The sequence below is a fragment of the Candidatus Endoriftia persephonae genome (assembly GCF_023733635.1).
GTDB lineage: Bacteria > Pseudomonadota > Gammaproteobacteria > Chromatiales > Chromatiaceae > Endoriftia > Endoriftia persephonae.
The window spans coordinates 3,042,450-3,055,870 of record NZ_CP090569.1; the positions used below are offsets into that span (position 1 = coordinate 3,042,450).

Annotated in this window: 11 protein-coding genes; all 11 read right to left on the reverse strand. The window is 61.0% G+C overall.

All coding sequences use genetic code 11. The features are described from left to right. Nucleotides 1-54: 54 nt before the first annotated feature. The 11 genes from L0Y14_RS13695 to L0Y14_RS13745 all read right to left on the reverse strand — a co-directional run bounded on the left by L0Y14_RS13695 (nt 55) and on the right by L0Y14_RS13745 (nt 13,416). Nucleotides 55-2,145 (reverse strand): putative Ig domain-containing protein, encoded by a 2,091-nt coding sequence (locus L0Y14_RS13695; RefSeq protein WP_240991651.1) that lies wholly within the window; start codon nt 2,143-2,145, stop codon nt 55-57. A gap of 372 nt (nt 2,146-2,517) precedes the next feature. Beyond that, complete coding sequence (locus L0Y14_RS13700; protein ID WP_005959787.1) at nt 2,518-2,727, reverse strand: hypothetical protein; 210 nt, start codon at nt 2,725-2,727, stop codon at nt 2,518-2,520. Between the two features lie 132 nt (nt 2,728-2,859). Next, complete coding sequence (locus tag L0Y14_RS13705) at nt 2,860-3,090, reverse strand: BolA family protein (protein ID WP_005959786.1); 231 nt, start codon at nt 3,088-3,090, stop codon at nt 2,860-2,862. A gap of 103 nt (nt 3,091-3,193) precedes the next feature. Continuing rightward, nucleotides 3,194-4,777, reverse strand: coding sequence for a peptide chain release factor 3 (locus tag L0Y14_RS13710; RefSeq protein WP_005959785.1), 1,584 nt, complete (start codon nt 4,775-4,777; stop codon nt 3,194-3,196). A 73-nt stretch (nt 4,778-4,850) separates the two neighbouring features. Further along, complete coding sequence (gene rimI, locus L0Y14_RS13715) at nt 4,851-5,315, reverse strand: ribosomal protein S18-alanine N-acetyltransferase (RefSeq protein WP_005959784.1); 465 nt, start codon at nt 5,313-5,315, stop codon at nt 4,851-4,853. Next, entirely contained in the window at nt 5,312-6,175 is an 864-nt protein-coding gene (locus L0Y14_RS13720) for a uracil-DNA glycosylase (RefSeq protein WP_040819574.1), read from the reverse strand. Before L0Y14_RS13720 ends, rimI begins: the two co-directional genes overlap by 4 nt. 21 nt (nt 6,176-6,196) lie before the next feature. After that, a complete protein-coding gene (locus tag L0Y14_RS13725; RefSeq protein ID WP_005959782.1) occupies nt 6,197-7,747 on the reverse strand; it encodes a 2-isopropylmalate synthase in 1,551 nt (516 codons plus the stop codon). A 335-nt stretch (nt 7,748-8,082) separates the two neighbouring features. After that, nucleotides 8,083-8,877 carry a CDP-diacylglycerol--serine O-phosphatidyltransferase gene (gene pssA, locus L0Y14_RS13730; protein ID WP_005959780.1) on the reverse strand — a complete coding sequence of 265 codons (795 nt, stop codon included), beginning with the start codon at nt 8,875-8,877 and terminating at the stop codon, nt 8,083-8,085. A 135-nt stretch (nt 8,878-9,012) separates the two neighbouring features. Beyond that, nucleotides 9,013-9,705, reverse strand: coding sequence for a rhodanese-like domain-containing protein (locus L0Y14_RS13735; protein WP_006474777.1), 693 nt, complete (start codon nt 9,703-9,705; stop codon nt 9,013-9,015). Between the two features lie 51 nt (nt 9,706-9,756). Beyond that, nucleotides 9,757-10,470 carry an SDR family NAD(P)-dependent oxidoreductase gene (locus tag L0Y14_RS13740; protein ID WP_005959778.1) on the reverse strand — a complete coding sequence of 238 codons (714 nt, stop codon included), beginning with the start codon at nt 10,468-10,470 and terminating at the stop codon, nt 9,757-9,759. Between the two features lie 84 nt (nt 10,471-10,554). Continuing rightward, nucleotides 10,555-13,416 (reverse strand): bifunctional diguanylate cyclase/phosphodiesterase, encoded by a 2,862-nt coding sequence (locus L0Y14_RS13745; protein ID WP_005959777.1) that lies wholly within the window; start codon nt 13,414-13,416, stop codon nt 10,555-10,557. Between the last annotated feature and the right edge of the window lie 5 nt (nt 13,417-13,421).

Here is a 13,421-nt window from a genome sequence, read left to right on the forward strand (position 1 = left end):
CAAAAAAAAGCGCCACCAATCGGTGACGCTTTTATCTCCTCAAGGCTGCTGCGTTCAGGGAGCGGAGTTTTTGATATCGTTAAGCAGCGCCTGCTCCTCCGCATCGCGAAACTTCATCCCCACCCCGGGCAGCACCCGATCCCGTAGCTCACTCGCCGGCCAGGTGGTGACCTGCGCCTCAGAGGGGATAAACAGCGGCTGGGCAATGGTCGAGTAGTGGTCCCGGTTGGCGCTGGGCAGGATATTTCCGTTGACCCAGAGGGAGCCCATACGACTCGTGTCGATCACCGTGCCCTGCTCAGGGGTGCCACTCGGACCACCATCGTACTGGTCCGGACCCGGATCCCAACCGTAGATCAGCGCCGAATCATCGCAGCGACCCGCCGGACCGGTGAGGAAGTGGTTGTTGACGATGTTGAGATTGGACTGGGGCTCGCCATTTGCCCAGTCATTCTTGATACGGATGCCGTAGCAGCCCACATTTGCCCATCCCCAGCCATAGACGATGTTGTTGACATAGTCCAGCTCCTGCACATCACCACGGATCTGCGGATTGCGCTCGCCATTCTCCGCATAGACATTGTGGTGCATCGAGATCCGCTGCCGCGTCTGGTAGGGCGACGGGTAGTGCGAGATGGTGGTCGGATGATAGTTGTGGAAGATCAGGTTCCAGGAGACCGTCACATCCTGCACCTCGCCCCAGATATCAGGACCGGAGTCGGTGGCGTTGCGTGCAGTGATGTGATCAAGCACGATATTGCGCGCCACATAGTCAGGATCCCAGTCACCATCAATGCCGAGGGTGCCGGCATTGTTGACTGTGCCATCACCCGCCTTGTAAGCACCCCAAACCCGGATATGCTGGATCACCACATCGTGGGTACCGCCAACGATCAACGCACCGCCCATCCGCTGGGTCTTCTTGAGGGTGATGCCCGGCGCAGGTGCGCTCGCACCATCGATGGTGATATAGGGCTTCTTGATCAGGATATCGGTCTGCGGATTGATTTCACCCGCCACCGCGAACTGGATCAGTCGCTTCTCCTGGGAGATCGCATCCCGCAGAGTACCCGGGCCACTGTCTGCCAGCGAGGTCACCACATAGGTCTCATAACCAGTCGGTGAACTCAGCGCGCCGAGAGTGTTTCGACCAAAGCCTTCGATATCACTGCTGCCACCACCAGTCGTACCACCATCAGCCACAGTCAACTGATAGTCGCGGCTGGCGCTCTGGCCATCAGAAGTCACCTGCACGCTGAAGCTGTAGCTGCCGCTCTCAGTGGGGGTACCGGAGAGGCTGACGCTGGCCAGAGTGGAGGAGCTATCCAGGCTCAGGCCCGCCGGCAGCGTGCCGCTGCTGATGCTCCAGCTGAACGGAGCAACGCCACCGCTCGCCTGCAGGGTGGTACTGTAGGCGCTGTCCTTGGTGGCCGCCGGTACCAAACTGGTGGTCAGGGCCACTGGCTCGATCGTCTCAACCACTGTGATGCTGAGCGTCTCACTGACGCTATCGCCCGCTGTCTGCAAATTAACAGCGAACTGGAACTGGCCAGCCTGGGTCGGTGTGCCAGTAATATCGATGGAGAGATTATCCGCCGCCTCCGCCCAACTCAGGCCCGCCGGCAACGTACCGCTGAGCGACCAACTGTAGCTGCCTTCACCACCACTGCCGGTGATATTAGCGCTGTAGGCTGTCCCCAGGGTGGCCTGACCGACACCACTGGCATCTACACTCAGCGCTGTGCTTGTGCCTGCATCAACAACAATCCGAAACCGGCTGCTGCTGATCTCACCATTGGCCAAGATGCTGACGGTGAACTCATAGGTTCCCGCCTGATTCGGTATACCGGAGATGCGCAGGCGATCTGCAGTGGCGCCTGGCGCGTATGTGAGTCCCGGCGGCATACCGCTGGAGACACTCCAGCTCATGCCGCTGACGAGCGTGGATGCCTGCAACTCGACTTCGTAGGAGCGCCCGGCGGTGCCGGAGGCGAGGGACGCGGGCATCGTTGCCGCGGTGCCGCCTGACTCGCCACTTAAATCAGTGCCGGAAGAGGCATCAGGCTGGCTGCTACTAACCGCCGTTGCGGCAGTCTCGCTCACACTGCCACCGCCACAGGCGCTCAGACCAAACAGGAGCAGCACTGTAAGCGCCAGCCTGGTCCCGTTCGATAACACTCTTCTACACTTCAACATATCTGCTTCCCAATTTGGTTTCCCGCCTGATCCACCACACCCCGAACCAGGGGTGAAATACCCTCTGATACCACCTGTAGCGATCGATGCATTTCATTCTGAATGCAGTAATGGCGGAAGTTAAAAGGGAGTCTTCCAAACAGCGATGGAGGTCCGAGCCAAGCATCGAGCCTGTAGCAGTTTCAGTCGTTTTGTGCGCTGCGTTGTCAGCGTATTTTTCCGATTAGAAGGCAGGCAATGGGGAAAATCTGCAACACGCAGAGACAAAAAAACCGGCGGACATTGCTGCCCCCCGGCCCTTGGATTCAACTGTGAAACTCTCTAATGCTCACGATAGCGGACATCTGTCCAGCACCTCGGCAGCGTCTCTCCGGAAGGAAAGATTAGATCACCTTTGGTGAAGCTTTCCGGATCCTGCATCTCTTCGCCGGCATGCATACGACCGACGATCTCCGTGTGGTTGGGGTCGAAGAGATCAACCTGCGTCAGCACCTCAACCAGCTTTTCCGTGTTTTTCTGCATCAGGAACATGGCATACCTCCTAGCAAATGGAAAAGGGCCGAATCGACTTACCTTGTACTTTAATTATGGGGTCCCCCGTTCATTTTTCAAATGCTCCAGGTCCTTGAAACCAGCCAGCAGGCAAATTCAGCCTTGCTGCGCCTACCACTCCTCGGGGGTACAGGCCTTCTTGATAGAGAGCGCGTGCAGCTCATCATTGGCGATCTGTTCCTGCACCGTCGCCAGCACCATGCGGTGTTTCTGGATCAGGGATTTCCCCGCAAACTCGGCGCTGATCACCACCGCCTCAAAGTGGCGACCATCACCCGTCACTGTCACCTCAGCACCCGACAGCCCGGCGCGGATGAGCTCTTCAACCCTTGTGGTTTCCATCTTGTTCCTCCAAATAGAATCGTGGTGAGAAAATATCCCATCGGCAGGCTTCAGCTGGTGACGGGTCCCATCGACGCACCGCCTCCCCTAGCGTCCCCCGCTTCTAAAGCTCGCGGGTGGCGAGGAAGCGCACCTCGGGCCAGCGCTCCTCCGCCAGGCTCAGGTTGACCCGGGTCGGCGCCAGATAGACCAGCTGATCGTCGCCGTCGAGAGCCAAGTTTGCCTGGTTCTTCTCCTTGAATTTTTGCAACATCTTCTCGTCATCGCACTCCACCCAGCGGGTGGTGGCGACGCTGACCGACTCAACTATCGCCTCCACGTTGTACTCGCCCTTCAGGCGCTGCACCGCCACCTCAAACTGCAGCACGCCCACCGCGCCGAGGATCAGATCGTTGTTCTTCAGCGGCCGAAACACCTGAGTGGCGCCCTCCTCGCAGAGCTGCAGCACCCCCTTCAGCAGCGCCTTCTGCCGCAGCGGATCTTTCAGCACCACCCGGCGAAACAGCTCTGGCGCAAAGTAAGGGATGCCCTCGTATTTCAGCTCTTCGCCCTCGGTGAAAGTATCACCGATCTGGATCGTGCCGTGGTTGTGCAGGCCGATGATGTCGCCGGGCCAGGCCTCCTCCACGTGCTTGCGCTGGTCGGCCTGGAAGGTGATGGCGTTGCTCACCTGCACCGTCTTGCCGATGCGCACATGCTTCATCTTCATGCCCTTGCGGTAACTACCGGAGCAAACCCGCAGGAAGGCGACCCGGTCACGGTGCTGTGGGTCCATATTCGCCTGGATCTTGAACACAAACCCGGTGAACTTCTTCTCCGACGGTGCCACTTCGCGCTGCTGGGTGTTGCGCGACAATGGGCATGGGGAGTACTCAACGAAGGCGTCGAGCAACTCCTTGACACCGAAGTTATTGATCGCCGAGCCAAAGAAGACCGGAGTCTGCTCGCCGCGGGCGTAGGCCTCCAGATCCAGCTCATTGGAGGCGCCGCGCACTAGTTCGATCTCCTCACGCAACTCATCAGCCATGTCGCCGATCATCTCATCCAGTTTGGGGTTGTCGAGTCCCTCGATCACCTCGCCCAGCTGGATCTTACCGCCGTGGGTGGCACTGAACAGATGGGTGGTGTCGGAACGCAGATCGTAGACCCCCTTCAGACGCTTGCCCATGCCGATCGGCCAGGAGACCGGCGCGCACTGAATCTTCAGCACATCCTCGATCTCGTCCAGGATCTCCAGCGGGTCGCGCCCCTCCCGATCGAGCTTGTTGACGAAGGTGAGGATGGGGGTGTCACGCATGCGACAGACCTCCATCAGCTTGATGGTGCGTTCCTCCACGCCCTTCGCCACGTCGATCACCATCAGGGCCGAGTCCACCGCCGTGAGGGTGCGATAGGTATCCTCTGAGAAGTCCTCGTGGCCGGGAGTGTCAAGCAGGTTGACGATCTCGTTGCGGTAGGGGAACTGCATCACCGAGGAGGTCACCGAGATGCCGCGCTCCTTCTCCATCTCCATCCAGTCGGAGGTGGCGTGGCGCGCCGCCTTGCGCCCCTTCACCGTACCCGCCATCTGGATCGCGCCGCCGTAGAGCAGCAGCTTCTCGGTGAGAGTGGTCTTACCGGCATCCGGATGGGAGATGATAGCGAAGGTGCGCCGCCGGCTGAGTTGTTCGAGCAGTTCGTCTGACATGGTGCTGAATCGGGTCGGGAAAACAGAGCATTATAGCGCAATAGGCACTGCTGCGAGCCCCCGGCCCGTTCGCTCAGAAAGACAGGGTCAGCAGCAGCGCATCCTCACGCCCGCCGATGGCCGGGTAGTAGTCGCGCCGCCGCCCCACCTCGACGAAACCGATCTGCCGATAGAGCCGGTGCGCCGGGCGGTTGCTCTCGCGCACCTCCAGGTAGGCCGCCTCGGCGCCATGCTGCCGCCCCAGTTGCAGCAGCCGTTCGACCAGTCTGCGCCCCAGTCCAAGCCGCTGCCAGCCGGGGTCGATACAGATGTTGAGCAGGTGGCACTCGTCCACCACCACCGACATCACCCCGTAGCCAACAATCTGCTGATCCACTGTCACCACCCAGCAGCAGTATCCCACCTTGAGGCAGTCGCGCAGAATGCCGAGGGTCCAGGGGAAGGGGTAGACGCGCTGCTCGATCTGTAATACCTGCTCCAAATCCTCTGCCTGCATCGGCCGCAGATCGAGCAGCGGGTCCTGCAGTTGGGTACTCACCGGGCGACCCCACGCAATACTGACAGTGCCAACTGCAGGTCGGCCCAGGCTTTGCCCTTCTGCTCCGGTGAACGCAGCAGGTAGGCCGGGTGATAGGTCACCACCAGTGGGATCGCGCTGCTGCCAAAGTTATGGATGCGGCCACGCAGCTTGCCCACGGCGATCTCGGTCTTGAGCAGATTCTGCGCCGAGATGCGTCCCACCGAGAGGATCACCCGCGGACGAATCAGGGCGATCTGGCGCAGCAGATAGGGCTCGCATTTAAGCGCCTCCTCCGATCGTGGATCGCGGTTGCCCGGCGGTCGGCACTTGAGGATATTGGCGATGAAGACCTGCTGGCGCTTGAGACCCATCGCCAGCAGCATCTCGTTAAGTAGCTGACCGGCACGACCGACGAAGGGCTCGCCCTGACGATCCTCGTCGGCACCCGGCGCCTCGCCGATAATCAGCAGATCGGCCTGGCGGTTACCAACACCAAACACGGTCTGGGTGCAACCCTCGCGCAACTGACAGAGACGGCATCCTTTGACCCGTTTTTCCAGGGCAGGCCAGTCGAGCCCGGCCACATCCGACTCGGCAGGCGAAGCCTGATAAGCCTCCTCCGGCACCACCGGCTCGATCTCCAGCGGCTCCCAGTTCCCCTCCAACGGCGGGGCCTCGTCGAGCCAGGCGGGCGGCATCTCTCCACTTTCCGCAGGCGGGGCCACGACCGGATCTGGCGCGGGCGGCGAAGCGAGCTGTGGCTTGTCCAACGCAGGCGGCTCAGCCGGTTCAGGCTGAAGCTCCGTCAGGGAGTCACGGCGCTGCCACACCGTGATCCCAATGGTCTCGAGATAGCGCCGGCGAGTCGCCTCATCCATCGACATCAGGGCCTCCCCGGATCAGACATCACCGCCCTGCGGGTGCGCCTTCTCCACCGGCTCCATAATCTTGTTCACCGCGTTGATATAGGCCTTGGCGGAGGCGATCACGATGTCGGTGTCGGCTCCCTGACCGTTAACGATATGCCCGCCACGCTCCAGCCGCACTGTCACCTCGCCCTGGGCATCGGTGCCGCTGGTGATGTTGTTGACCGAGTAGAGCAGCAGCTCGGTTTCGCTATTGACCAGCGCTTCGATCGCCTTGAAGGCGGCATCCACCGGGCCACCGCCAGCGGCGCTGTCGGCACGCTCCTCGCCGTCGATGCAGATCACCACATCGGCGTGGGGGGTCTCGCCGGTCTCGGAGCAGACCTTCAGCGAGACCAGCTTGACCCGCTCGTTCTTCGCCTTGGTCGCTGCATCGGTGACCAACGCCTGCAGATCCTCATCGAAGATCTCATGCTTCTTGTCGGCGATATCCTTGAAACGGGAGAAGGCGGCGTTCAGCTCCTCCTCGGAGCCGAAGCTGATGCCCAACTCATCCAGGTGGGAGCGGAAGGCGTTGCGCCCGGAGTGCTTGCCCAACACCATCCGGTTCCGGCTCCAGCCCACATCCTCGGCACGCATGATCTCGTAAGTCTCGCGGGACTTGAGCACACCATCCTGATGGATACCCGACTCGTGGGCGAAGGCGTTGGCGCCGACGATCGCCTTGTTCGGCTGCACCGGAAAGCCGGTGATATTGGAGACCAGCTTGGAGCAGGCGACGATCTGGGTGGCATCCAGGCCGCTGTTGCAGGTGAAGTAGTCGGCACGGGTGCGCACCGCCATCACCACCTCCTCCAGGGAGGCATTGCCGGCCCGTTCGCCGAGGCCGTTGATGGTGCACTCCACCTGACGTGCGCCGTTGGCCACCGCCGCCAGGGAGTTGGCCACCGCCAGCCCGAGGTCATTGTGGCAGTGCACCGAGAAGATCGCCTTGTCCGCATTGGGGATACGCTCGCGCAGGGCACGGATGGTCTCGCCAAACTGATCCGGCATCGCATAGCCCACGGTATCGGGCACATTGAGGGTGGTGGCACCGGCATCGATTACCGCCTCGAAGATCCGGCACAGAAAGTCGAGCTCGGAACGGCCTGCATCCTCAGCGGAGAACTCCACGTCGTCGGTGTAGTTGCGCGCCCGCTTGACCGCCGCCACCGCCTGCTCTACCACCTGATCCGGCGACATGCGCAGCTTCTGCTCCATATGGATCGGCGAGGTGGCAATGAAGGTATGGATACGCCCTGAGTTGGCCTCTTTCAGCGCCTCGCCGGCGCGCTCGATATCCTTGTCCAAGGCGCGCGCCAGGCCGCACACGGTGGAGTCCTTGATCGCGCAGGCCACCGCCTGCACCGCCTCAAAATCACCTTGGCTGGCGATCGGGAAACCGGCCTCGATCACGTCCACCCGCAGCTTCTCCAACGCCTTGGCGATGCGCACCTTCTCCTCTTTGGTCATCGAGGCACCGGGGCTCTGCTCACCATCTCGAAGGGTGGTATCAAAAATGATCAATCTGTCTGGGTTGCTCATGCTTCAACTCCATCTATGACGCGCCTGACTGGAATACGCCACAGGTTTAATTCTGTCGATTGGGATGTTGCTCTAGTTGTGGCGTAGATTCTGGCCCCCGCCGGGGCATCGTCAGTTGCATGCCCCTCAGGGCAGCAGTCGCAGCAACAGAGAAAAGAGGAGGTCAGTCAGACGCGCAGCAGACACCGCCCCCTGGAAGGGCAGGTCAAACAGCTTGTGATGCGCAATCTGATTCATCAATCGAGTGTCCGCTCAAGAGGCTTCGAATATAACCCAAGCCCCCAGTATTGCCAACCGTCCAGGCAAGCGTCTAGGCAATCTGCCACAAACCAAACTCAGCCCTTCTTTTCAGGCTTCTGTGGCTCGGCCACTTCACCCTCCGCACCGGCCGTCCGCCGGGAGCGCCACTCGCGCAATTGGCTCAGGGTCATTACCGGTCCGGAGATAGCGTAGACGAAGAAGATCAGAAACAGCACCACCGGCGGCTTGGCGAGCAGGATCGCAAAACCCAGCATCACCACCACCAGCACGATGAAGGGGACTTTGCCGTGGAAGTCGATCTCTTTGAAGCTGTTGTAGCGCACATTGCTCACCATCAGCAGCCCAACCACGATAGTCAGCGGCGCCACCAGCCATTCGACGGCACCCCCGGCGATCCCGTAATCGACACCCAGCCAGACGCTGCCGGCGATGATTGCGGCCGCTGAGGGGCTCGGCAGCCCCTGAAAGTAACGTTTGTCCGCCACCCCAATCTGGGTGTTGAAACGGGCCAACCTCAGCGCCGTACCGGCAGTGTAGACAAAGGCCGAGATCCAGCCCAGCTTACCCAGGTCGGTAAGAGCCCAGAGATAGATCACCAACGACGGTGCCAACCCAAACGCCACCATGTCGGCAAGGCTGTCGTACTCTGCGCCAAACGCGGTCTGGGTGTTGGTCATGCGCGCCACCCGGCCATCCAGCCCGTCCATCAGCATCGCCACAAAGATCGCAATCGCCGCCGCTTCAAAGCGATCATTCATCGCTGCGAGGATCGCGTAGAAGCCGGCAAACAGGGTTGCAGTAGTAAACAGGTTGGGCAACAGATAGATGCCGCGGCTGCGCTTTTTCGGTTTCTCTGGAGCTGTCTCCATCTGGCTGATCCTGTTTTGGTGGGGGGCTCAGTATAAACGACTGCGCCATGGGCTCGAAGTACGACGGCACCCCCAGAAACCCGCCAGCGCCGAACCGAAGAGATTATGCCAGATCGAGAAGAGCGTGCTTCAGGCTCACTCCGGAACCACAACCGGCAGGCCAAAGATCTGCCACAGCTGCATACCGCCGCGATAGTAGAGGATCTTCTCGGCCGGGTAGCCGATGCTCAGCAACCCTTTGATGGCGGTGGGAGACTGGCCGCACCAGGGGCCATTGCACCAGAGCACCAAATATTTCGCCGCGGAAAAGTCCCAGCCATCGTCCTTTAGCTCTACCCCAAGCCGGGCCAGCGAATCCTCCAGGGTCAGATCATCCGCGCCCTGGCTGGGGTTGAGCTGGGTGAACGGCAGGTTGATGGAGCCGGGGATGGTGCCGCGCTCGTACCAGTCGGAGGTGCGAGCATCGATCAACAGGCCGGAGCCATCAGCCAGTCGCGTCCGCATGAACTCGACCAACTCCACTTCACCGATGGTCTCCACCCCCGCCGCCAGCTGCATCGGCTGAGCGCAGAACGGCGGACAGGGCCGGGAGGTACGGGCGAAGTCGAATTCGAGCATCGCCTCGGTATCCTGGTTGCGTCTGATAGTCAGCGGCTTACCCGCATGCTCGACCTGGAACTCACCGAGCTCAGGGGTGATATTCACCTCGAGGGCGAGGGCCTGATGGGAGCAGGCCAACAGGACCATCGCGATCAACAACAGGCGCGTCCACGACATCGCTGCGGTGCAGTCAGCTTCGACAGGGTTGTGCAGAAAAGGTCTGGGCATGGAGTGTGCTCCCGGCATTATCAAAATGGTATCAGCCACTGACTGACCTATTCACATTGTGCGGATATCAACAAACTCCCCGCTGGGATAGTCGTAAAGATGGGGGATTGCAGCGGCGATCCGTGCCGCGGCCTCATCGGCTGGGGGTGTGCCCCCGGTGTCGCGAGAGTCGCGCAGCCGCTGCACCGCCGGGAACTCTGCCGGATCAGGCTGGCTGCAGAGATACTCCATCATGCCAGTGTCAATCAGCCCCGGCGCCAGTGCACTCAGATGGCTGGCGGGAAATTCATGGGCGTAGAGCTTGATCAGCATGTTGAGCGCCGTTTTGGAGAGGGCATAGCCGGCCCAGCCCTTGCTGCCGTTGACCGCCGCACCGGAGGAGATGGCGACGATCTGACGCAGCGGCTTGTCCCAACCCTGCAGCCAGTCGAGGATCACCTTGTTGGCCCAGAGGTTGACGTCCATCACCTGCCGCGCATCCTCTAGCGAGACCTTATGGAATGCCTCCAGCTCACCCAAGATGCCGGCGTTGAGGATCACCAGGTCGAGCCCCTCGGCGGGTTCCAGCAACACATCCATCATGCCTGGGATGGCATCAAAGTCACTCAGGTCGCAGTGGATATCCTGCAGCGGCTCGGCCTGTTCCGCACAGCCCCGCCGGCTGCAACCGTAGACGTTCCAGCCCTGCGCCAAATAGAAGCGGGTCAACGCCTCGCCCAGTCCGCTGCTATTGCCGGTGATCAATAGATTTTTTCCGCCGCTCATCGCTGCCCTCTCTGCATGTTGTGCATCGAGCCCTAGTCTTTTCCCCCGCGGCGAAAAAAACAACCCCGGCTGCGCCGCTGGCCCCTATCCGGTCGGCAGTTCGATCTCCGCCTGCGGCCGGCCGATGAAGTAGCCCTGCGCATAGTCGACCCCAATCTCTTCGAGCATGTGCAGGGTCGCCTCATCTTCAACAAACTCGGCGATGGTCTTTTTGCCTAGTCCAGAGGCCATCTCAACCAACGCCTTGACGAACACCTGATCCTTGCGGTTCTGCGGCAGCTGGCGGATGAAAGAGCCATCGATCTTGACGATGTCCAGCGGCAGCTCGCGCAGATAGTAGAAGGAGGAGAAACCGACACCGAAGTCATCCATGGCGAAGCGGCAGCCCAGCTCCTGCAGCTCACGGATAAAACTCTCAGCGGCGGCCATGTCGGCCAACGCCGCCGTTTCGGTGATCTCAAACACCAGCTGCTGTGGCCTCACACCGCGCAGCTGCAGCAGCTGTTTCAGCAACGGCAACAACTCCGGATCATCGACCGCCCAACCCGACAGGTTGACCGAAAGGTTGATCAACTGCTGCCCAGCCTTACCCAGCTCAGCCAGCCGGTTGATCGCCTCGCGCAGCACCAGGCGATCGATGCTGTGGATCAGCCCAGTCTTCTCGGCCACCGGGATAAAGTCACCAGGCATAACAATGCGAGCATCCGCCTCCCGCAGCCGTAGCAGCACCTCATAGTGGGAGATACGCCGTGAGGCGATCTCCATGATCGGCTGGTAGTGGAGCAAGAATCCACCCTCCGCCAGCGCCCACTCGATCTTGCCCTTCAAAGAGACGCTGTCGCTCATCTGTTCGCGGATCTGCTCATCCTGGGCGAACAGGTGCCAGCGGTCGCGGCCGCGCTCCTTGGCCTGATACATCGCCAGATCTGCATTCGCCATCAGATCCTGCAGATTGACGCCATGATCGGGGAACAGCACCACCCCGATACTGGCGGAGATCCTCTGGCTGGCCTCCTTGCTCGGCAGTTCAATCCCCTTCATCACATCCAGCAACTTGCCAGCCACATCCACCGCCGCGCTGACATCCGCATTCGGCAGCAGCATGGCAAACTCATCACCACCAATGCGCGCTAGGATGTCACTGCTGCGGGTGGCCTGTGCCAGTTGCCGGGCAATGATCTTGAGCAGCGCGTCGCCGGCCTGATGGCCGCTGATGTCGTTGACATACTTGAACTGATCTAGGTCGATGAAGAGCAACGCGCCACTCTCATCATAGCGCTCGGAACGCTCCAGCAGGCGTTCCAGCTCAGCGACCAGACGACGGCGATTGAACAGCTCGGTGAGGGGATCGTGGTCGGCCAGCCACGCCAGGTTCCTCTCCGCCACCTTACGCTCGGTTACATCCAGGCCGATCGAAAGCAGCAGCGGCAAATCATCGGCATCTTTGGCGGGCAGCCGCGAGTGGACCCAGGAGATGCTGAACTGGCGGCCGTCGTCTGACACAACCCGGCTGTCATGCTGATAGACATCGATCTCTCCCCGTTTGAGCCGCTGCAGATAGGGCTCCGGGTCATCCATCTCCCCTGCTACTTCGATCAGTTCGAGGAAACTCAGTTTGCCCGCCTGCTCCTCCCGACAGCCGAACACCCGCTCACCTTCGGGGTTGATCGACAACAGCTGGCCTTGACTGCCTTGGGTGAGAATCACCACCTGGGCGTTATGCAACAGGCTGGTGACAAAATCGCGCTCACGCGCCAGCTCTTCGCTGCGTTCGATCAGGCTGATGGCGCGCTTCCTGACCTCAAGATTCAGTGCCTCAAGCCGTGCGGCAAGATCGAGTACAGCGCCTCCCGCCACATCAATCTCGTCGGCGGCAATCCACTTTATCGGCCTTGCCAGCTTGTGCTGCACCTCGGCAAAGGCATTCTGCGCCAGCAGCGGAAGGGCTCGCGACAACAGACGCAGGCGCCGCATCGGGCTCCACAGCAGGAGCAACAGCACGGCCTCCGACAACAACAGCCCCAGCAGCCCGGCGATGACGGCAGTACGGATCGAGTGCTCGATCTGTTCAACCGAGCGGGTGATGTCGTTGATGATCAGAAACTGCGGCCTGTGCACACCACTGCTGGCACTCAGCGGAACGATCTGCAGGGCATAGCGGTTGCCGGCGTATGTTAGCTGTTGCGGCTCCTCCTGCAACTGCGTCAGCGCGATCCGGGATGCCGCCGCGTTGAGCATCGGCAGCAGCTGATCTGCCTGGGAGCGTGCAACCACCCCCACTCCCCAATGGGCCGCCAGCGTCCCCGCGAGCGGATCAGGACCCGGCTGGGCTGATTGACTGAGGAGCGCGATATCGGCGCCGGTGATGCTATTGAAGGCGAGGATCAGGTCTGAGATTGGCCGTCCCAGCAGGGTCACACCGGCATACTCCGCCCGGTCGAGCAGGGGCTCCGCCACAAACTGCCGGCAGCCCCGCTGGCAGTCGATCCAATGGAATGGCTGCTGAGTGCGGTTGACCTGTGCGACCTGCGGCTTGAAGTACGCCAGGGTCTGCTCTGACTGCCAGTGGTAGAGCGGCTCCCCGCTGCTGGAGAAGAAGGCGGCGAAGTCGAGCCCCCAGTCGATTTCCAGGGTTGCCGCATTCTGTTCAAACACCATCTCCAGCCGTTTTGCCAGCCTGCTTTCGCCCGACTGGCTGGCAGCAATCACCGGGGTCAGGGCTGCCACCTGCTCCAATTGCTGAAAGCGATCCAGCACCAGGGCCCGCAACTCCTCGGCCTGCTGTTGATTGATCTCACGCTGATGTTGGACAAACTGGTGCTGTAACTGCAGATAGCCGAGCGCCGCCAGTCCGCCATTGACGCCAATCAGGATCAGACTGAAGAGGAGTCCCGCCTTCCATTTGAGGCTAAAAAATCGAGCGCTCTCTTTTGCCTGTCCTGCCATGGTGC

Bases quoted from the DNA above. Each gene is read 5' to 3' on its own strand.
- L0Y14_RS13700 (WP_005959787.1), bottom strand. From the start codon at position 2,727: ATGTTCCTGATGCAGAAAAACACGGAAAAGCTGGTTGAGGTGCTGACG.
- L0Y14_RS13705 (WP_005959786.1), bottom strand. From the start codon at position 3,090: ATGGAAACCACAAGGGTTGAAGAGCTCATCCGCGCCGGGCTGTCGGGT.
- L0Y14_RS13710 (WP_005959785.1), bottom strand. From the start codon at position 4,777: ATGTCAGACGAACTGCTCGAACAACTCAGCCGGCGGCGCACCTTCGCT.
- L0Y14_RS13720 (WP_040819574.1), bottom strand. From the start codon at position 6,175: ATGGATGAGGCGACTCGCCGGCGCTATCTCGAGACCATTGGGATCACG.
- L0Y14_RS13725 (WP_005959782.1), bottom strand. From the start codon at position 7,747: ATGAGCAACCCAGACAGATTGATCATTTTTGATACCACCCTTCGAGAT.
- pssA (WP_005959780.1), bottom strand. From the start codon at position 8,877: ATGGAGACAGCTCCAGAGAAACCGAAAAAGCGCAGCCGCGGCATCTAT.
- L0Y14_RS13735 (WP_006474777.1), bottom strand. From the start codon at position 9,705: ATGCCCAGACCTTTTCTGCACAACCCTGTCGAAGCTGACTGCACCGCA.
- L0Y14_RS13740 (WP_005959778.1), bottom strand. From the start codon at position 10,470: ATGAGCGGCGGAAAAAATCTATTGATCACCGGCAATAGCAGCGGACTG.
- L0Y14_RS13745 (WP_005959777.1), bottom strand. From the start codon at position 13,416: ATGGCAGGACAGGCAAAAGAGAGCGCTCGATTTTTTAGCCTCAAATGG.